This window comes from Phyllobacterium sp. SB3, assembly GCF_040009165.1.
Taxonomy (GTDB): domain Bacteria; phylum Pseudomonadota; class Alphaproteobacteria; order Rhizobiales; family Rhizobiaceae; genus Phyllobacterium.
Genome location: NZ_JBDYKI010000003.1, coordinates 205,765 through 225,866 on the forward strand (window position 1 = coordinate 205,765; position 20,102 = coordinate 225,866).

Sequence of the window (20,102 nt, forward strand, 5' to 3'; positions counted from 1 at the left end):
AATTCCCGTGATCTTTTCCCATATGTGTCACGAAACGTCACATGATGCATATTGAGGAGATTTGCATGCCGCTCGTACTATTCAAGCTCAGTTGGGCCACCCTCAGCAGGATCGCCGCGATACTTGTTATCGGATTGGCCGTGTCCCTCAGCGCGGTCTACGAAGCTGACGCGCGGCGAGGCGGTGGCGGGTTTGGCAGTCGTGGCACCCGGACATTTCAAGCGCCTGCACCGACACGCACAGCGCCGACCAATGCAGCTCCTATCGAACGCACAATGACACCGCGTCAACAGGCACAGCCAGGCGCGGCGCAGACGCAAGCCGCACAGCAGCAGCGTCCCGGTGGCTTGTTTGGTGGGATGGGCCGGTCGCTTATCGGCGGACTTCTGGTTGGCGGTTTGATCGGTGCCTTTCTCGGAAATGGTTTCGGTGGTATGGCGGGTATGTTCGGAATGTTGATCCAGCTTGCACTGATCGCAGGCGTTGTCATGCTGGCATTGCGCTTCTTCCGCTCGCGGCAGACCGCTTCGATGGCTCCGGCAGGCGCTGCCGGCCAAGCTTTCGGTCGCAATGCCTTTAACGATCAGCCAGCATCGTCATCTTCGATGCGTGTTCCTACAATCGGATCGGGATCAAACCACAATAAGTCCACGAATACCGGTTTTGGCTCCGGGAGTGCAGCTGCAGGTTATGTAGCGCAGCAGCCCGGAAAAACAGTGCCTGAAGATGAAATCGGCTTAACGCAAAACGATCTTGATCGCTTCGAAGCTTTGCTGACAGAAGTTCAGACGGCTTACGGCAAGGAAGATTATGGCACGTTGCGGAAGATTACCACGCCGGAAGCAATGTCTTATCTTGCCGAAGAATTGGGCCAGAATGCTACCGATGGCCTGCGCAACAGTGTCTCTGACGTGAAGTTGCTCCAGAGTGATATTGCCGAGGCTTGGGCCGAAGACAACATGGACTATGCCACCGCAGCTTTGAGGTATTCAAGCATTGATGCCATGCTCGACCGGACGACGGGGCGCGTGATCAACGGCGATGAAAGCGAGCCAAGCCAGACTACGGAAATCTGGACGTTCGTGCGCGAGGATGGCAAAGAATGGAAGCTTGCGGCCATTCAGGATGCTGCCTGATCAAAGCCTTAATCAGATGCGGCGTGGTTCCATAACGAATGGAGCTACCCCGTTACCTTAAGTGATAGAACTTTTGTTTCAGTCTCCCCGTTTGGGTTCCCAAATGGGGAGTTTCACAAATGAATTTGCTGTTCTTCAGGCTTGAGCCAGCTGAGTATTTTATCTTTCACATCCATTGGAATGCATCAAGAATACGCGAAACTTGCTGGGTACGTGCCGAGAGTGAGCACGAGGCGCGTATGATCGCCTCATTAAGGTTGACCGGGCCGATCCGGGCAAAACAAGGTTATGCTGACGAACCATGGCTGAGCACGTTACTTGTTCAATGCTGTAACGATGTCCCACCGCTCGCATTCGATAATCGCAGTCTTATTACCCAAAGCGGGATGACGTTCTTTTAAGATTAGCTCTTTTGTAAAGCGAGATGCGTGCCCAGGCCAACCAGAATGGTGCCGCCAGCACGTTGCATCAACTTCTGAGCACGACTTGAGCGCTGTAATCTGCCGAGTACAGCACCAGCCAGAAATACGCACATCAGATCAGCCGTAGAGAATATCATATTGACGATAGTTCCAAGCAGCATGAACTGCACCCAGACAGGAAAAGCGGCGGTAGGATCAATGAACTGGGGCAAGAAAGCCAGAAAGAAGATGGCGGTCTTAGGATTGAGGACCTCGACAGTGATACTTTCAAAAAAGGCACGTCTGCCAGATTTGTGTTCAAAACCAGCTGGCGCGATCTCGCCTTGTGCCTTGGTGCGGAACAGCGATATTCCAAGCCAGATCAGATAGACAGCTCCGGCAAACTTAACCACCATATAGAGCAGCGGTACGGCATGAAAAAGCATGGATAGACCCGCTGCTGCCGCGACGACGTGAACATAGCCGCCGAGATGAATACCAAGTGACGCCATAAGTCCGGACCAGCGGCCACGTGCAATCGTTTGGGCGGCTGCATAAAGCATTGCCGGGCCCGGTATGAAAGCAAAGATAGCCGTTGTTGCCAGAAAAGCGATGAAGATTTCAAGCGATGGCATTTGACGTGCTCCAACTACTAGGTGCGCAGATCCATCATGAAACCGCGATCAATCAAATCCTGACTATCCTTGTACTGGGCAGAGCCATCATAGGCGAGAGAAAAACTCTCGGAAAACTCCGGCGAATCCAATATCGCGCTGTAGTGCGCGGAGCCTCCGGCATGTCCGCCGACTTTCACTATTTTTTTAAACTCTGCCACTGAATGCGCGGAAAAGCGATAGTGCAGCAAAACAGACGTTACCGGTACAAAGTTACGGATGACAGGTCCAAGACCATGGACGCTGCCGCGCCGGTAGTCTGTTGCCTTGTCAGCATGGAATAGCGGAAATTTCACTTGGCGCATGTCACGATTAAACAGTCGTTTTCGCGGGCCGCCGCGAACAGCCGTTCCAAAGCGCTCATGCTTGATCGTGTAGCTGTCACCATCGAAATGTGACGAGACCGCAAAAGGTGAATTCCTGCCGTCATCGTGAAATTCTACCGCGTCAAGGGCGCCGGGTGGATAGGTATCAAGCATCATTGCCAGACACCGGCTATATCCCTTGGCTTCCAGATCACCAATGAACGCCTTTATGTTGCGCGTTTCCGAGCCGGGAAAAACAAGAAATTCATCGGCATCTACTGATACGTACCAATGGTCGCGCCCATAAATTGCAAGCAAGGCATCGCGCCAGTGGGCACCCAGAGCAGTGGTCTGATACGTCTTGTCAGATACATAAAGATCGACATCGTCGGCTCCTGAAAGGACTTCCAGAGTCCCATCGTCAGACCGGTCATCGACAAATATAAACCGTGTAACGCCAAGTTCCCGATAATGCTTGAGAAACGCCCTGATGTAATTATTCGCGTTTCTGACGATGCAAATCAACGGCAGGTCGTGCTGCGTCAAAGGGGTAAAAGAACCGGTATATTGTCGAAGCTTGGAGTCCGGTTTTTTGCCTAGATTCTTCAAGGTTTTCTGAATGTGCCGGAAATGTGTTTTGAGTGAGCGATATAGTGAAACCCGCTCGAGTTCCTGCCAGACTGCAGCATCCTGAACGGGATATTTCTTGGGATCCATGCGGGTTCCAGCTCCGGATTGATTATTGCTTAATTGGGCAGGATCCGCACTTTATAGCGGCCAACTTTGGGTGATGTTCCCATGATTTTAAGTTCACTATTTTCGAACTTGATAATGGAAGATGTCATGCGGAACTCCGTATGAACAAAGACCGGATTAAGCTGACCCGCTTCACCAAAGCGAATTGCCGAAACGTCATCGTCGCGGAAGCTGATATGTACGCGGGTTTGTTCATCCACGTTCCGGTCGCTGCGAAATGAAACCAGCGCATCAAAACGGCAACGCTGCCCACGATCAATGTTGATGCCCGATTCTTCAATAAAGTTGGTCAGCGCTTCCCAGTTTGCATCTTCATCAATCTGTTCCGGTTCGGTGGGTTCCATCAGGGGGCCTTATGCATGCAATGAGTAGTGGCGCGGCTTATACACCAAAACAGTCACCGGCGCGTTACAACTAAAATTTCAATCGTTAAAGGCTTCGACAAAGATATGTTCACCGAGCATGAATGCGTCCGCCACGTGCCGTAGGGGCGCTATGTCGACATCCGATCGCCTCTCGTTGATCAGGTTGGCAAAACGATGATAGAGCGCCGCATATTCGGATTGCTCCGGAACCTCGACGGACTTGCCATCGATGGTAAGTTTTGAACCACCGTCGACAAGAACCATCTGGCCATCGGTTGTTGCTACCGTGATGTCCCAGGTCTGTTTGCCTGTTTGGCGCCAGTCGAATTCAGCATGGACTGGTATTCCGCTGGCGCTTGTCATTTTGAGATCGGCTGCAATTGGTGCTTGCCGGTTCTCTGGAAATTCCAGCGTCGCGCTTTTTATGAAGACTGGAGTTGGCATGATATGCGTCAGGATGGACAAGGCATTGATACCCGGATCAAACACACCCAAGCCGCCTGCCTGCCAGATCCAATCCTGATTGGGATGCCAATGCCGGACATCTTCTTTCCAGACAATGTGGGCATTTTGCAGTGTCGCGGATGCGAGGAAGGATTTTGCCGCTTCGACGGCGGCTGCATAGCGCGAGTGCCAGCTGGCAAATAGCGAGACGCTATTTTCGATTGCCAGTTGCTCAAGGCTTGCTACCTCGCTCAGGGTTGCCCCCGGAGGTTTTTCCAAGAATACATGCTTGCCGGCAGATATTGCTTCATAAGCGGCTTCGTAGCGAAATTGCGGCGGCATGCAGAGCGATACTGCATCGATCTCAGGCATAGCTTCGAACATGGATTTCATCGTGGTGAAATTGGCGATGCCATCCACTGTGCCATTACGGCTTGCCGCTGCTATGAGCTTGAAATCGGGATTGCCTTTTATCGATGGAAGATGCTGGTCACGGGCAATCTTGCCAACGCCAACGATTGCCAGATTGATGGGAGGCATGGCCATGTCCTTTATTTTTCGCCGCCACTTGCTGCGCAGGGCGTGCTCATTTGTTTGCAGACGTAATGCCGAATCGGGCCCGATGCAATATGAGAGAACCGGACTTGCGTCTTGCACTCTGACAAAATTTGAAGTCCTCTCGGCTCTCTCTTGAATCAGTCCTGCAGGAAACAGAATGTCTTTCCAGAAAATCGATGATCTAGGCCGCAAGCTTGAAGCTCTTGAACATGCGCTGGCAATTCTTGGCGCCGACGAAGCGACGCATATGGCAGTTGGTGGTGGTGAAAAACGCGCCGAAGCAATGTCAGCGCTTGCAGGAATGTATCATAGGCAGGCAACCGCTCCAGAAATTGCGGATTGGATTGCTGACGCTGAAGCACAAACGCTGAGCGAGGAGCAGCAGGCAGCCGTGAGGGAGTTTCGGCGACATTACACAAACCTGACTTGTCTGCCGGTCGAGTTTGTCGAGCGACAGACCAATGCTCGCATGCGCTGTGAACAATTGTGGCGGGACTTGCGGGCGAAGAATGACTGGGCGGGTTTTCTGCCAGCACTGGATGGCGTTGTTTCTCTGGCACGAGAGGAGGCAGCCCTACGTGCGGATGTTTTAAAGCTTACACCCTATGATGCAATGATCGAGCAACATGATCCTGGAACGAGAACGGCCAGTATCGGGCCGGTTTTTTCCGAGTTGAAAGCTTTCCTCAAGGACTTTGTTCCTGAGGCTTTGGCCGTACAAGACGAAAGGGTAGCCAAACGCCCAGTGAAAGCTTTGTCTGGTATCTATTCGGTTGAAAAGCAGCGCGACCTTGGACTGGCAATGATGGCTGCAACGGGTTTTGATCTGGCGCATGGGAGTTTGGCCGTCTCGCATCACCCGTTTTGCGGCGGCGTTCCAACCGATGTGCGCATCACCACACGTTACAACACCAGTGAGTTCCTTTCAGCGCTCATGGGTGTGCTGCACGAAACAGGGCATGCGCTTTATGAACAGAACCTGCCGAAAGAATGGTCGCATTGGCCACTCGGCAAGGCGCGTGGCATGGCCATGCACGAGAGCCAAAGCCTCTTCGTTGAAAAGCAATTAGGCCGGAATCCGGCATTCTGGCAATGGGCATTGCCAGTTATCGAAAAGCATCTGGGTGAAACGTGGTCTCTGGAAGATATTCTGCCGCATGTACATTATGTCGAACGGGGACTGATCCGCGTCGACGCGGACGAAGTGACATATCCGTTGCACGTTATCCTGCGATATGAGTTGGAAGAGGATATTATTGCGGGCAGACTCGAAACCTCGGATATTCCCGAAGCGTGGGACGCGAAAATGCGCGAATATCTCGGGCTTTCAACGATAGATATTCCGGGCGATGGCCCGATGCAGGATGTGCATTGGGCGGCCGGTGCTTTTGGTTATTTCCCGTCATACACACTTGGTGCAATGATGGCTGCTCAACAATGGGCGGCGCTGACGAAGGAGCATCCGGACGCAGACACGGACCTTGCTGCAGGCAATTTTTCAAAGATCAATGATTGGCGCCGCGATAAAATCTGGTCACAGGCATCGCGGTGGTCAACGCCTGATTTGCTGGAGCGTGCGACCGGAGAAAAGCTTGAGGCGAGCCACTTCATCGGGCATTTGCGCCGCAGATATGGAAGCGCTTGACTATCCCAAACAATCTTGTCGTCAGAGCGGGAGGGAAAGCGATTTCAAGCGCTTGGCAATCTCTTTTTTTCGATCTGGATGTATAGCCAGAATGTTAGCGACTCGTCCCGAAGGAAAAGCCGCGTCGATTGCCCGGGTGTCTGGCAATCGTCTGACAGAGCCATCGAGAACTTCCCATATCTGATAATTCCACCCAGCCAATCTATCGAATAGTTTTCCGGGGGTGGTTCTCGACAGAATGGCGAGGACATCGCGGTTGATCTCGATAAGCATGGTAGGATTTGAGGCGGGGATTGTTTTCTGTGCGCCCTCAAAAAACAGGCCCTCAGCGCCTTCAATGTCGACCTTGATAGAATCCGGATTCAGCCCTTTTGCAATTCTATCCAAGGTTTCCACTTTTGTGCTGCGTTCGGATTTCGTATTGGCTGACCCGGCTACGAGACTTGTAGCGCCGGCGTTGACCGTATGCTCCGCTGTATTAAGCTCCATTGTACCAGGCTGATCTGCGAGAGCCAATTTGTGCACTTTGACGGTTTTCGCCAGCTTGTTTTCGATGATGGATTTGCTGAACAGGTCCCAAAGGTGAGGCAGTGGTTCAAACGCAACCACTTTGCCCGTAAACCCTGGTTTCGTGGCAACCGAAAGTGAATAATAACCGACGTTACCCCCTACATCGAAGAATATGCCGTTGTCCGGTGTAACGGCTTTCATTATGTCGATGTCGAACTTCTCGTACCCGCCACTGAAAATACCAAACGTCATGTGATACTGACGCAGATCAAGGTATATCTTGAAATTGTTCTCTGTCTCAAACAGCAGTTCGACACTTTTCTGCACAAAATTATTGAAGATAATCTCGGCGTGGCGATGATGAAATTCAGGAGAAGAGAAGAATTTTCTCCGGTGTTGCTCAAGCGGGATTTCACATAGCGCCGACAGATTATCGGAGATGATCTTTTTTTCCTCGGAGTTGGCTTCGCGTCCGAGAATAAATTTATAACAATTCAGAATATCCCCAAGATCAGTCATTCAAGCTCGTCGCGCTATAAAATAGTAAGCGTGGATACCGGTCGTTGAGCGATCATGAAGCAGATGTACGTCGGTCATCTGGTTTTTGTGGAAGAGCGCCATTACGGTATTTGCGTCATAATCGTACATCTGGATATCGGGGTGATCGTAATTATCCCGGTCAATGAAAACAGTTTCATTCTTGTAGTAATCATTGCGGAAATACATCATCCGGTCGTTATAATATTCAGTGCGGTTTGCTGTCTTGAATAGCGGAATATGGAGGGAAGCCACACCTCCACTCTTTACGCACTGCAATAGGTCATTGATTATGAAATAGCCGCGGCGCGGTTCGATGTGCTGGAGAACAATATAGCTGTTGAGCCAATCAACCTTGACGCCTTCCTTGATAAGAACTTCGGGAGACTCAACGCACCGCACATTTTTCAACTTGCGATTGGTGCAATTTTTCAGGGCAATATTCCGCATCGTTTCGGAGATATCGATGCCGATAGCGCTTTTTGCCTGTTCTGCCAGAGGTATCAGCAATCGCCCGACACCGCAGCCGAAATCAATGATCGACTCGGTTGGGACTTTGAATTCTGGAATCAGGCTTTTGACAAGGGCTGTCAAGTTAGCGATGTCAGCCCTTCCTGTAGCGAAAAACTCGTCCGTATGTTTTTTGGTCAGTTTTTTCGATTTGAACTGGTCTTCTGTGAGCACGGCCCAATAGGCGTTGTCCTGCGCCAGCTTTTCCCAGTCTTCATTTGTGTCGCGCATGGAATGCCCCTTGATCCATTCAGCTTATTTTCGAAAGTTAAGGTTGTTTGACCTCATACGAAGACGAAAGAAATATTCTTTAGATTTCGCATCAACATATTGCGAATTACTTACCTATCAATGTTGAGTCTCCATCAGAGCCGATTTTACCAAGTTGTGACGGTTGGTATAATGAACTTCCGGAAGAAATGGGTCCGGCGCCAATTTGGAATATATCCCAAAGCTTTGCTCAACGAACTGTTCGAGCGAAATTTGCCTGTATTCCTGCGGCACCTTGAACATGTAGGAGCCTTTGACACCAAAAACTTCCGCTATTTCCGGGTATACCGGATAGCAAGCGCCAGCCGTCATGACATCTGACGGTACGAGATCGGTGTCATTGGGTTCGATGCCGCATTTCTCAAGGTATAGTTGAGCGATATCATGTATTGGGCGCGCCTTGGAATGATTGATGCCGTACATGAAGCAATCGCCTCGCGACCAAATCCTGAACCGGCTTGAAATATCCAGCCCCTGATCCGCGAAGGTTTTCAGAAGCTGATCACGTTCAATGTCCCATCGCCCGAAATAACCGCATCGTTCAAACACATCGCGGCGGAAAAAGCTGCACGTTGTCCGGACATCATATCCCGCTTGATATGCGGCAAGAACGATCATCGAATGGAAAGGCCCCAGCGGGCTGTCCAGCATTGCTCCTTGCGCGACGACCGTACACAGGTCCGGGTGGTAAGCATCAAACTTTATGGAGGGTATCTTGCTGAGATTTTCCAAAGCGGAAAAATCATAGGCAAGCCCATTGATGTCCGGATGAATGATAACTTTGGCGTATTGCGGAAGTGTCTGTTTGTATTCATCAAGCTTGCTGCGGAATGACCAATAATCGGCGTGATCAATCTTGATGCCGTTGGTCAGCAGCCGCAGTGAATTTGCAAGCCCGAATGTATTGCAGTTGGAAACGAGTAACCAATTGTCCATGTCAGGTTCTCTTGCTCGAGTTCACGGGCGCATCATCTCGATCTCACGTTCATCGCAAATAACGCCGCTTTGTGGCGGGGTTTCCGGAAGAGGTGGCATTGTCGTCGCAATCTCGTCTTCGACCGGTCGGGAGACATAGTTTTTGACAAAGCATCGCATGGCATGTGCGACACCGATTGAGTTCACCTCCCGGTAGTCGTCTTCATAATAAAGCCCGCCAGCATAGCTCCCGGTTATGATCTCGTAGGAAGGGAAATAATCTACCCAGTCAAAGCGAGCCAGCATTTGCTCTGCGACTACACGCAAGACAGACTTGCTGTAAGTGGTTGAGACAAGGACACTGCGATCCTCATAGGTAGCCACCAAGGGTACTGGAGAAACTGTGAGCATGACCTTTACGCGAGGATTGACTGCTTTCAGCTTTTCCAGAAACAGCGTCATATCCTTATCGACATCGGAAACGTTGAAGTTGATGAATTCGTACTTTTCCGGGTCATAGGAACCAGCGCTTACGCCCGGCGCCAACGGAAACACGGAGCCATCAGATTTTGAGCGCCACGCCTCGGTGAGACCAAGGGTAAAGACAAAAATATCCGGCTCGAGGAAAACGGATTTAACGGAAGCAAGATGCGAGCGCCTTGCTTCTCTGACAGCTTCCTCCGTCTCATAGCCATCAGGTTCAATCAGTGGGCGAAACGGATCAACAAACTTTCCGTCTTTGCGTTGCCAGGCAGTGTCCAGTGGTGTTCTGCCTTCGAAGACTTCTTCGAAAAGTTGCAGTAGCTGGCGAGCCGTATAGAGATTGCCGTAACGTGCCGAGAACACTCCAAAATTACGACGCGAGCGCTCTTGGGCGGTCAGTTCTTCACCGGATTCTGCAATCAGATAGTGAAAACCGATCCGCTGCATCTGACGGGAAATATGCTGAGCGAAACAGCTTCCAGCAGTGGCAATCTTCATTGCACTGTCGATCTTGTATCTGGGATTTTCGACGGGATCGAAGAGATGGGTTTCCACCCGAGCAACCGAGCGTCGCCACAACTGGTAGTCTTTGATTCCGACGTAGGGGTTGGTCATTTGTCTGCCTCCGCAATGACATTCTTGACGTGGTTGTAACGATCGGCAAAGAAATACTCGGCTGCAATTTCACCGGGTGCCCATTGGGAATAAACTTCGAAGCTTTTTTGCGTGAATTCTTCGAGTGACATCAATCGATATTCGCCGAGAACCTTAAACATTCGCGAACCGCGAAAGCCGAATGTTTCTGCAATTTCGGGATAGACCGGAAGACAAATCCCATCGATGAGAGTGTCATGGGGCACGAGATCAGATTTGTTTGGCTCCATGCCGATCGATTCAAGGAAGACTTTTGCAACATCATGAATGGGCCGGGCTTTTGGGTGGCCAAGTCCGTACATGAAAGATTCACCGCGGGACCATGACCTGAAAGGCGCCGATATATCGAGATTAAAGAATGAAAAGACTTTCATGAGCCGGTCACGTTCCGACTCCCATCGTGAAAGAAATCCGCAGTGTTCGAATATTTCACGCCGAAACAGCCGTTGTGTCTTTTCCACGCTGTAGCCAGCCTCAAAAGCCGCAAAAACCAGCATGGAATGATAGCCCGCTGTCGGCCCGTAGATACGTTGTCCGTCGGCGAAGAGATAACAAAGATCCGGATGGTAGGCGTCGAAATCAATACCCGGTATCCGGCTGACATTTTCCAGAAGGGTAAAATCATATTCGACGAATTGAATTGCAGGATTGATAATAACCCTGTCGTATCCCGGCATGGTTTCTTTATACGTCTCCATGTTTTTCATAAGTTCGAAGACGTCGAAGCAGTCCAAACTAAAACTGTTACTGAGAAGCTTTAATGAGTTTGCCAGCCCATATGTATTGCAGTTTGAAATCAGCAACCATTTTTCCAAGGAACACTCTCTTCAAAGTGACTGTTACAAAACGCCATCATAGACAGCTGCTGCATTGGTGCATTACGTCTGAAACTCGCCCTGTTGAATCTCATAAGCGCATGTAAATTATCATCAATCTACTGCAACCAATGGCAGATAAGCCCCCCGAAGACCTTCAAATCTATACAGATTGCGTCGAGACGCATCACTATGCGACAATCACACATGATCATTTGAAGTCTTGGTAAATGGTTGTCTTCGCAGTCGATACCAGGGAGCCGATCAGCCGAAACACAGCACCGTATGCTCTCCGATTTCTGCATGACGCCATTTAGGAGTGTTTATCTCGAGCACCAGATCACGTTGGAGCAGCTTTTTGAGTTGGATCATCATCTGCGGATGTTCCGAGTACGTTGTCAGAAAAAGCTTGTTTTGAAATATCAAAAAGGGAGCGAGGCGGCGGTTGGCTATCCGCATATACTCAAAAAAACCTTCTGACACGCTCGGCCAGTGAGGACCAAGAAAATCGTCCAGCAGGATTACGCCTCCAGGAACGAGCAGTTCCTGCGCCAGAGCCATGTCATTAATAACGTGTTTTACCGTATGTCCGCCATCAACAGAGAACAATCTGGCTCCAGAACTATCCAGACGCTGCCGGATATTTGCGGGAGTGAGTGACATACTATCTGCTGAAACAGCAGCGATCTGGCGCTTCAAATGGGGGAAGTAATTTTCAATGTGCTGGTTGAAAGTCGACAGCGATCCTTTGCCGCTATGGTCGAGATTTTTTTCCTGATCATCAAACAGATCTATCGCGATGCACTTTTCTTCCGGGCGGGATCCTGCAGCCATAAGAAAGAAGAGCTTGCCGTGATGGACGCCGATCTCAACGATATCGCCAAGAACGTTGTTCTCCAGGTGGATTTCACGGATAAGCTTGAGGATATGAGGTACGCGGTGGCCCACCCAGCCATTAATGTTGTTCCACACATCCTTTAGGGCTGTTCCAACAGGATCGTTGTCAACTTCCAACAGGTTGTCGATAATCTGATACTCCCCCAAAGTTACTTATATTTCCAAGAGCGTATGGTTGAGTCAGCGGCACAACAATACAAATAACGACAAGATCAATCGAATTGAGAGGGTAATATATTTATTATTGTAGTGTTTTTTGGCGTTTATAATGCGCAGATCAATATAGAAAGGCATGATTAAGTATAATTGAAATAAATATTACGGAATATTATCCTCAAACGTCTAGTGGCTGCCAATGGCAGGTCGGGTCACTTGCGCAATCGACGCCGCCAAAAGTGCCACAATCGAATTCGATTTTGTATGTGCATAAGGGAAGGAGCTGCGATAGAGCTCAAATCTGCCTGATTTCGCCTACTGTTTCACTGACTTGAATAATCGGAACTATATTTGTGTATTTAGGCATGTCCGCATCAATTTCTTCGGCATGGGGTGCAAGTGCTGTCCAGAAAGCATCATTGCTGTCGCAATAAAAGTGGCACATGGCAATAAATGGCGGGGCCGTTTCGGGAGCTTTTGAGGCCAGCCCACGATCAATCGTATAGAATTTGCAAGCATTACCTGCAAGTTTTTGAATGAGTGGCATATGCGTGTTGCGATAGTAGTCATGATCGAAATGACTATTTTCCTCATTCGGATAAATTATACTGATCTTGATCATTTGGAATCCTTTAACGAACAACATCGGCCAGCCTGTATCTTCAGATACACGGAACGTTCGGCTCTAGTAGCCGAAAAAATGGGCATCAGCGCAATTGATGTGTGTAAAATGGTAGCGAAGGAGGGATTCGAACCCCCGACACAAGGATTATGATTCCTCTGCTCTAACCTACTGAGCTACTTCGCCCCATATGTCTTGCGACCCGTAAATGGCTGCCTCATAAAGCTGACCTGGGAACGCACTGTCATTCGCCGAAGACGGGCGACAGGGACGTGGGCGGATATATGTGGGTGGGATGAGCCTGTCAAGCAATCTTATCCGCATCCAAGTTGGGAAATTGTGTGAAAAGAAATTCGACAACTATCTGCGCCTATAAAAAGCCTGAAAACAATCCCAATCCTGATTCATCCCGGTTAGCCACGGCAACATTTACCATGCTTGTCCACTGTATGGGGTGAATTCTTGGGCAGCTTCGTTCGCAACACTTGTGTTCGTTAGTTGCTCCAGATATTGCATGCGGACATGAACAAGGCTGAAAAGATGGCTCCACGAATTGCAGTGCTCGGTTGTGGTTATTGGGGCAGCAATCATATCCGCACTTTGAAAAGCCTCGGCGCGCTTTACGCTGTGGCCGACCAGAATAGCGATCGCGCTGCAGGATTTGCTGCCGAGCAGGGCGTATTGCACATCGAGGTCGAGGACCTTTTCACGCACCCCGAGGTCGATGCCATCGTCATGGCATTGCCACCGCAATTTCACGCTGCTGCTGCGATACGTGCCGTCAACAATGGCAAAGATGTCCTTGTCGAAAAGCCGATTGCCTTGACTGTGCCCGATGCGGAAGCTGCTGTTAAGGCAGCGCGCGATAACGGCCGCATCTTTATGGTCGGCCACGTTCTCCGGTTTCATCCAGCGTTTGAGAAGCTGCTGGAACTTATCAAGGTCGGCGATCTTGGCGATGTTCGCTATATTCATTCGCACCGTCTTGGCCTTGGCAAGTTCCACACCGAAAATGACGCGCTATGGGATCTTGCACCGCACGATCTGTCGATGATCCTTGCTATTACCGGCACTGAGCCATTGGAAGTTCGAGGTGAGGGCGCTGCAGTCCTGGATCATCTCAGCGATTTCGCTCATCTGCATCTCCGTTTTCCAAATAACGTTCGTGGGCATCTGTTTGCATCACGGCTCAATCCCTATCGGGAGCGCCGTCTGACAGTGGTTGGTACGAAGGCCATGGCCGTTTTCGACGATATGGAACCATGGGACCGAAAACTGGCTGTCTACAAACATTCGATCTGGCAGGATAATGGTCAGTGGGCTTCAACCACCGAAGAGCCAACCTATATCAAGGTAGCGCAGGGCATGCCGTTGACGCGTGAGTGCCAGAGTTTCATTCACAGTATCGAAACGCGTGAAGAGCCTAAGACCGATGGTGAGGAAGCCGTACGTGTCCTGCGGATTCTGACGGCAGGGACAGTCGCTCACAACAAGGCAGGCTGAGCTTCCATTGCTCTCCATGTGCAGCGTTGTTACAACGCCTACGCCTTGTTACAAGAAGAGGCAAACTTTGAACGGTAACATCTGGCGGTCTTTGATCTAGCCTTCTAAAGAGTTGCCTTGGGTCTCGCCCGCATGGAATCGCGGGAATTTTTATTGGAGCAATAATGCAGTTCATCGATCTCGGCGCACAGCGTGAACGGATTAGCAGCAAACTTGACGCGGCCATCGCTAAAGTGGTGCGCGAAGGCAAATATATTCTCGGCCCGGAAGTGGGTGAGTTCGAGAAACGTCTCGCGGAGTATATTGGCGTTGAGCATGTTGTAGCATGCGCCAATGGCACGGACGCGCTGCAGATTCCGCTGATGGCCAAAGGTATCGGTCCAGGCGATGCGGTGTTTGTTCCCAGCTTTACTTTTGCAGCAACTGCTGAAGTCGTAGCGCTGGTGGGTGCAGAGCCGGTGTTCATTGATGTGGACCCGGACACGTATAATATTAATGTCGAACAGTTGCAGGCAGCTATTGATGCGGTACGCGCCGAAGGCCGGTTGCAGCCAAAAGCTGTCATTCCGGTGGATTTGTTCGGTCTGGCTGCGAATTACACTTCCATTTCCGCTGTTGCCGCCAAGGAAGGTCTGTTCGTCATCGAGGATGCTGCGCAATCCATTGGTGGCAAACGTGATAATGCCATGTGCGGTGCCTTTGGCGATGTCGGGTCAACCAGTTTTTATCCGGCAAAACCGCTTGGCTGCTATGGTGATGGCGGTGCGATTTTTACCAATAATGGTGAACTCGCCGAGATAATGCGCTCCGTGCTTTTCCACGGAAAAGGCGAAACGCAGTATGACAATGTGCGCATCGGCCTGAATTCGCGTCTCGACACGATTCAGGCAGCAATCCTTATCGAAAAACTGGCAATTCTCGAAGATGAGATGGAAACGCGGCAAGTCGTTGCCAAACGATATGCGGCCGGCTTGAAGGATATTGCCAAGGTTGCCGTCATGCCGGAGGGTTCGAGGTCGGCTTGGGCGCAGTATGCGATCGAAATAGAAAATCGCGATGCCTTGAAGGCACATTTGCAAGCCAATGGCATTCCGTCAGTGATTTATTACGTGAAGCCTCTGCATCTTCAGGATGCCTACAAGCATTATGGCCGTGCGCCGGGCGGGCTATCCGTCTCCGAGACATTGCCGAAGAATATTCTGTGCCTGCCAATGCATCCCTATCTGAGCACAGACGATCAGGACAGGATCATCGGCACGATCCGTGATTTTCAAGAAAAAGGGGCCTGAGGGCCCCAATTTTCTTCATTGATGCTGATTGTTCAGGCGTGCTGGCTTTGAGCAGCCAGCCGCTTCAGCATGGCTTCTGCTTGCGGCGCACGTTCGGAACGTCCAATAAAACCACCGCCATAAACCCGGGCTGTATTGCTGTCGTCTGAGTAAAGCACGCAAGCCTGTCCTGGTGCTATTCCACTCTCGCCATCGATCAGTTCGACCCATGTTTCACCATCCCGATGATGCAGGACTGCCGGGCGGGGGGGGCGTGTCGAGCGGACTTTGGCATAAACCTCTACGCCACCTTCGGGAATATCAGCCAGCGCTTCATCGCCGAGCCAATTGACGTTGCGCAGATAGACTTTCCGGGTTTCAAGCGCTTCGCGAGGTCCAACAACAACCCGCGCATTGCCCGCATCAAGGTGTACGACATAAAGCGGATCGCCCGTGGCAACACCAATTCCCCGGCGCTGGCCAATCGTATAATGAACGATACCTTCGTGGCGTCCCAGTACACGCCCGTCAATGTGGACAATATCTCCAGGATTGGCAGCTTCTGGCTTCAACTTGGAAATAATATCGGAATATTTGCCCTGCGGCACAAAGCAAATGTCCTGACTATCCTGTTTGTTGGCGACGGTCAGGCCCAGCTCTTCCGCGATCGCGCGCGTTTCAGCCTTGGTCAATCCACCAAGCGGGAAACGCAAATAGTCGATTTGTTCCTGGGTGGTGGCAAAGAGGAAATAGCTCTGATCTTTGTCGGTATCGACAGGGCGGAAAAGGGAGCGATGTTCGCCATTAGCGCGGCTGCGAATGTAGTGTCCGGTAGCAAGGGCATCAGCACCAAGATCGCGGGCGGTCTGCAGCAGATCGGCGAATTTGACGGTCTGATTGCAGGATACACATGGAATCGGGGTTTCTCCGCTTACATAGCTCGCAGCAAACGGATCGATCACTGCTTCGCGGAAGCGCGCTTCATAATCGAGTACATAGTGAGGAATGCCAATGCGTTCCGAAACCCGGCGCGCGTCTTCAATGTCTTGACCCGCACAGCAGGAGCCGGCTCGATGGGTCGAGGCGCCATGATCGTAAAGCTGAAGGGTCACGCCAACGACATCATATCCCTGACGTTTTAAAATGCCAGCGACAACAGAGGAATCCACGCCGCCTGACATGGCAACGACGATACGGGTGTCTTCCGGACGGGCCGGCAGATCGAGACTGTTCAGTGTCATAAGCATTTCCAATTGGATGCAGCGGCATAAAAGCGCACGGCTGATATCCGTCCTATATAGGTGAAATGCGACAGCCTGCCAACAGTAACCGGCATCACAAGTATTTTTTCCGTGGAGTGTGTTTCAAAGCCCTTATCCGGTGCCTTGTAATAAGGGATCAACGAGTTGGGCTAAGTTTAACGAAAACAATATGGTTCCATTAACGGAAGTTACCAGAGAGTGACTATGTGTTTAGTCAATTATTAAAGCCCTGCATGTAATGTCGGTTGCGATAGGTCTTGAAGTTAAGTGTAGAGAGTACAATGACCGATCTTGTTCGACCGAGAGTAAAATATGTAATCGGCCCGGATGGCAGCCCGCTGACCATCGCCGATCTTCCGCCCGCAAGCACGCGGCGTTGGGTAATTCGCCGCAAGGCCGAGGTGGTTGCCGCTGTACGCGGCGGTCTTCTCAGTCTTGAGGAAGCCTGCCAACGCTATACGCTAACGGTGGAAGAGTTCCTTTCCTGGCAGTCGTCGATCTCCGATCACGGCCTGGCAGGTCTTCGAACGACCCGGATACAGCAATATCGTCATTAGATGATGGTGCCTATGAACATGGAAAAGGCTGGTCTCCGGATCAGCCTTTTCCTTTTCGGCTGATCATCCGTGCCTGACAGGCGATCCATTACCTGTCAGCCGGCATCCTTATGCACAATGAAATGGGTAGCGACAGCTGACAGGATGGCCGATATGGTGAAAAACCACAGGCCGGGTTGAGCAATTGCAGTGGCAAGGCCGCTGGTCTTTGCTCCGAAAATAACCAAGGCTACCAACAGCACATCCAGCATCGACCATTTTGACAAGACGCCAATAGATTGGTGCCATTTTCGCGTTGATGGAGCTATCTGCATAATGGCCATCTGGGCCACTCCAAGCTTTGTGATTGGCAAAATAACCGAAAAAAGTGCGACAATTATCGCAAGCAGTTGATCGCCATCCCTCCACAGGGATTGGATAATACCGAGCAGCGACGGGTTTTCCTCGAAGAAATACAGTTTGCTGACATTCATAAGGGGCATGGTAAGCCCAAACGCCAGCGTGAATGTCGCAGCAAAAAGTAGCAGTGGAACGATTGATCGCATTGACGACAGAGTTTCCGGTTAGAGCAGAACATCCGGGCTATGCCATAGCATGGTTGTAATTATCCAGAGCAAGGCATTTTGGCGGCTTTCACCCCTTTAATTTTCTGGCCGGATAGGAACAAACACGATACAGACTTTAAATAGTCTTACAGGCACAGATATTGGATCGAAATAATATGCGTACTAAAATCGGCTTTCTTCTGGTTTTCATGGGGCTGGCAACATCCGCCTTTGCCTTGAAGAGCGGTGCGCCACCAGTATTGAAGCCTTTGACAGAGCAGGCACAGGCCGCGCATCTGAGTGCGCAATTTCTGATCCAGTATCATTATAAAACTGTCCCGCTGGGCGACGAGTTGTCTGAGGCAATCCTCAATCGCTATATCAAGTCTCTCGATTCCGAGAAGTTTTTCTTTTCTCAAGCCGATATCGACGTTTTCAACGCCGATAAGGATAAGCTTGATGACGGTATTTATGGCGAAGACCTGTCGATCCCTTTCACCATATTCAACCTCTATGAGCAGCGCGTGGTTGAACGATTGAATTATGCGCGTGATTTGCTGAAGCAGAACTTCGATTTCAGCGTCAAGGAAGATTTCCCGGTTATTCGCGACGATGAGCCATGGCCTAAGACTGAAGCGGAAAGCCGCGATCTGTGGCGTAAGCGCGTCAAGAATGATTGGCTGCGTTTGAAATTGGCTGGAAACGATGATGCGACTATCCGTACCACGCTTGAAAAGCGTTATGCCAATTCGCTTTCACGCGCGTACAAATATAAAAGCGAAGATGTTTTTCAGATATTCATGAACGCATATACAAACTCCATAGAGCCCCATACGGATTATTTCGGGCCCACTGCGGCATCGGATTTCGACATTTCGATGCGCCTTTCGCTGGTGGGCATCGGTGCGGTTTTGCAGGAACGCGAAGAATACACGACCATTCGCGAGTTGGTTGCCGGTGGCCCGGCACAACTCTCCGGGCAACTGGGCGTGGGGGACAGGATTGTCGGCGTTGCGCAAGGCAAGGACGGCGAGATGGTTGATGTGGTCGGGACGCCGCTTCCCGATGTGGTAAAACTTATTCGAGGTACAAAAGACACTGTGGTCCGTCTCAGCATATTCCCATCGGACGCTGGGCCCGACGGCAAGCATCGCGAGATTAGTCTGGTTCGGAATACCATTAATCTGGAGAAGCAGGCGGCCAAAAAGACGATATTGCAGGTCAAGAATGGCGATGTGACCAATAAGGTTGGCGTGATAACGCTGCCGACTTTCTACGAGGATTTTGATGCACGGCGCAAAGGCGACAAGAATTACCGGAGTGCCAGCCGTGATGTCTCCAAATTGTTGGCCGAACTGAAGAAAGAACAGGTCGACAGCGTTATCATCGATCTGCGCAACAATGGCGGTGGATCGCTACCGCAGGCAATCGAGATGACGGGTCTCTTTGTGGGCAAAGGGCCAGTGCTCCAGCAGCGTAATCATGACGGCCAGATCAAGGTCAATGGATCTGATGCTCGCTCTGCTGCCTGGACTGGGCCACTCGGTGTCATGATCAATCGCGGTTCGGCATCGGCATCTGAAATTTTTGCAGCGGCAATACAGGATTATGGCCGCGGCATCGTGATTGGTGAGCCAAGCTTTGGCAAAGGTACAGTGCAGACTGTGGTTAACCTCGACGAAGAAGCCAATAATTCCAAACCGGAGTTTGGCGAACTGAAAATGACCGTCGCACAGTTCTTCCGGATTAACGGAGGAACCACGCAACTGAAGGGCGTTACACCGGATATCAGCCTGCCTGGCTTCTCCGATCTCGAGAATATGGGTGAGGCAAGCTACGACAATGCGCTGCCATGGATGCAGGTAAAAAAGGCCGACTACAAGCAGCTTGGTAACATCAAGGATGTCCTGCCTGAGGTACAAAGCCTCCACGATATTCGGGTAGCCAAGGACAAGGACTTCCAGCGCTTGGTAGAAGATACAGCCGAACTGGATCGCCGCCGCAAGCAAAAAGCCATCTCGCTGAACGAAGCTGACAGGCGCAACGAACGTGAACAGCAATTGAGCCGGATCAAGGCTCGCGAGAAAGCTGATGGCGTTGCTCCGCTGGATGCTGCTTTTCAGGAGGATGGATTGCAGGCCAATGAACGCAGCCTTAGCGCAGACATTGCAAGCGAAAAGGCATTGAAAAATGCCAAGGACGCGCTGCTCGAAGAGAGTGCGCACATTCTCGTGGACATGACCGGGCTGATGAATAGTTCGTCAAGCACGGCGGGAAAAGCCGTGCAACAATGAACACATTAGCTTGAACCACA

The 20,102-nt window shown here is 50.8% G+C and carries 20 protein-coding genes and 1 tRNA gene; 7 read left to right on the plus strand and 14 right to left on the minus strand.

The genetic code is table 11. From position 1 onward, the window contains the following. Positions 1-65 precede the first annotated feature (65 nt). Both ABKW30_RS12165 and ABKW30_RS12170 read left to right on the plus strand, forming a co-directional pair. Positions 66-1,136: a Tim44 domain-containing protein gene (locus ABKW30_RS12165; RefSeq protein WP_348599196.1), complete on the plus strand. Its 1,071-nt coding sequence runs from the start codon at positions 66-68 to the stop codon at positions 1,134-1,136. A gap of 119 nt (positions 1,137-1,255) precedes the next feature. Beyond that, positions 1,256-1,537, plus strand: coding sequence for a hypothetical protein (locus ABKW30_RS12170; RefSeq protein ID WP_348599197.1), 282 nt, complete (start codon positions 1,256-1,258; stop codon positions 1,535-1,537). A gap of 2 nt (positions 1,538-1,539) precedes the next feature. On the opposite strand, the gene ABKW30_RS12175 is transcribed toward ABKW30_RS12170, so the two are convergent. From ABKW30_RS12175 to ABKW30_RS12190, 4 genes are all read right to left on the minus strand, one after another. Further along, positions 1,540-2,172 carry a LysE family translocator gene (locus ABKW30_RS12175; protein ID WP_348599198.1) on the minus strand — a complete coding sequence of 211 codons (633 nt, stop codon included), beginning with the start codon at positions 2,170-2,172 and terminating at the stop codon, positions 1,540-1,542. 17 nt (positions 2,173-2,189) lie between these two features. Continuing rightward, positions 2,190-3,233: a glycosyltransferase family 2 protein gene (locus ABKW30_RS12180; RefSeq protein ID WP_348599199.1), complete on the minus strand. Its 1,044-nt coding sequence runs from the start codon at positions 3,231-3,233 to the stop codon at positions 2,190-2,192. A 29-nt stretch (positions 3,234-3,262) separates the two neighbouring features. Beyond that, positions 3,263-3,616, minus strand: coding sequence for a hypothetical protein (locus ABKW30_RS12185; RefSeq protein ID WP_348599200.1), 354 nt, complete (start codon positions 3,614-3,616; stop codon positions 3,263-3,265). A 78-nt stretch (positions 3,617-3,694) separates the two neighbouring features. Beyond that, positions 3,695-4,621, minus strand: coding sequence for a Gfo/Idh/MocA family oxidoreductase (locus ABKW30_RS12190; protein WP_348599201.1), 927 nt, complete (start codon positions 4,619-4,621; stop codon positions 3,695-3,697). Between the two features lie 175 nt (positions 4,622-4,796). Here ABKW30_RS12190 and ABKW30_RS12195 point away from each other — a divergent pair, with 175 nt between their 5' ends. Then, positions 4,797-6,284: a carboxypeptidase M32 gene (locus ABKW30_RS12195; RefSeq protein ID WP_348599202.1), complete on the plus strand. Its 1,488-nt coding sequence runs from the start codon at positions 4,797-4,799 to the stop codon at positions 6,282-6,284. Between the two features lie 21 nt (positions 6,285-6,305). Here ABKW30_RS12195 and ABKW30_RS12200 read toward each other — a convergent pair whose 3' ends face one another. The 8 genes from ABKW30_RS12200 to ABKW30_RS12235 all read right to left on the minus strand — a co-directional run bounded on the left by ABKW30_RS12200 (position 6,306) and on the right by ABKW30_RS12235 (position 12,839). Continuing rightward, positions 6,306-7,313 carry an FkbM family methyltransferase gene (locus tag ABKW30_RS12200; RefSeq protein ID WP_348599203.1) on the minus strand — a complete coding sequence of 336 codons (1,008 nt, stop codon included), beginning with the start codon at positions 7,311-7,313 and terminating at the stop codon, positions 6,306-6,308. Next, entirely contained in the window at positions 7,314-8,072 is a 759-nt protein-coding gene (locus tag ABKW30_RS12205; RefSeq protein WP_348599204.1) for a class I SAM-dependent methyltransferase, read from the minus strand. Between the two features lie 117 nt (positions 8,073-8,189). Then, complete coding sequence (locus ABKW30_RS12210; protein WP_348599205.1) at positions 8,190-9,047, minus strand: WcbI family polysaccharide biosynthesis putative acetyltransferase; 858 nt, start codon at positions 9,045-9,047, stop codon at positions 8,190-8,192. 21 nt (positions 9,048-9,068) lie between these two features. After that, complete coding sequence (locus tag ABKW30_RS12215) at positions 9,069-10,124, minus strand: GSCFA domain-containing protein (RefSeq protein WP_348599206.1); 1,056 nt, start codon at positions 10,122-10,124, stop codon at positions 9,069-9,071. Further along, positions 10,121-10,978, minus strand: coding sequence for a WcbI family polysaccharide biosynthesis putative acetyltransferase (locus ABKW30_RS12220; RefSeq protein ID WP_348599207.1), 858 nt, complete (start codon positions 10,976-10,978; stop codon positions 10,121-10,123). Before ABKW30_RS12220 ends, ABKW30_RS12215 begins: the two co-directional genes overlap by 4 nt. Positions 10,979-11,242: 264 nt before the next feature. Continuing rightward, positions 11,243-11,992 carry a class I SAM-dependent methyltransferase gene (locus ABKW30_RS12225; RefSeq protein ID WP_348599208.1) on the minus strand — a complete coding sequence of 250 codons (750 nt, stop codon included), beginning with the start codon at positions 11,990-11,992 and terminating at the stop codon, positions 11,243-11,245. A gap of 334 nt (positions 11,993-12,326) precedes the next feature. Beyond that, positions 12,327-12,653, minus strand: a complete 327-nt coding sequence (locus ABKW30_RS12230; RefSeq protein ID WP_348599209.1) for an EthD family reductase — start codon at positions 12,651-12,653, stop codon at positions 12,327-12,329. A gap of 109 nt (positions 12,654-12,762) precedes the next feature. Beyond that, positions 12,763-12,839: transfer RNA gene (locus ABKW30_RS12235), tRNA-Met, on the minus strand. Between the two features lie 354 nt (positions 12,840-13,193). Here ABKW30_RS12235 and ABKW30_RS12240 point away from each other — a divergent pair. Then, positions 13,194-14,156 carry a Gfo/Idh/MocA family oxidoreductase gene (locus ABKW30_RS12240; protein WP_348599779.1) on the plus strand — a complete coding sequence of 321 codons (963 nt, stop codon included), beginning with the start codon at positions 13,194-13,196 and terminating at the stop codon, positions 14,154-14,156. 164 nt (positions 14,157-14,320) lie between these two features. Then, positions 14,321-15,445, plus strand: coding sequence for a DegT/DnrJ/EryC1/StrS aminotransferase family protein (locus ABKW30_RS12245; RefSeq protein ID WP_348599210.1), 1,125 nt, complete (start codon positions 14,321-14,323; stop codon positions 15,443-15,445). Between the two features lie 32 nt (positions 15,446-15,477). Here ABKW30_RS12245 and mnmA read toward each other — a convergent pair whose 3' ends face one another. Then, entirely contained in the window at positions 15,478-16,665 is a 1,188-nt protein-coding gene (mnmA, locus tag ABKW30_RS12250; protein WP_348599211.1) for a tRNA 2-thiouridine(34) synthase MnmA, read from the minus strand. A 302-nt stretch (positions 16,666-16,967) separates the two neighbouring features. Here mnmA and ABKW30_RS12255 point away from each other — a divergent pair, with 302 nt between their 5' ends. Further along, entirely contained in the window at positions 16,968-17,243 is a 276-nt protein-coding gene (locus ABKW30_RS12255; protein ID WP_008124404.1) for a DUF1153 domain-containing protein, read from the plus strand. 95 nt (positions 17,244-17,338) lie between these two features. Here ABKW30_RS12255 and ABKW30_RS12260 read toward each other — a convergent pair whose 3' ends face one another. Next, positions 17,339-17,788 carry a paraquat-inducible protein A gene (locus ABKW30_RS12260; protein ID WP_348599212.1) on the minus strand — a complete coding sequence of 150 codons (450 nt, stop codon included), beginning with the start codon at positions 17,786-17,788 and terminating at the stop codon, positions 17,339-17,341. Between the two features lie 176 nt (positions 17,789-17,964). Between ABKW30_RS12260 and ABKW30_RS12265 the strand changes: the two genes are divergently transcribed. After that, positions 17,965-20,082 carry a carboxy terminal-processing peptidase gene (locus ABKW30_RS12265; RefSeq protein ID WP_348599213.1) on the plus strand — a complete coding sequence of 706 codons (2,118 nt, stop codon included), beginning with the start codon at positions 17,965-17,967 and terminating at the stop codon, positions 20,080-20,082. Positions 20,083-20,102 lie beyond the last annotated feature (20 nt).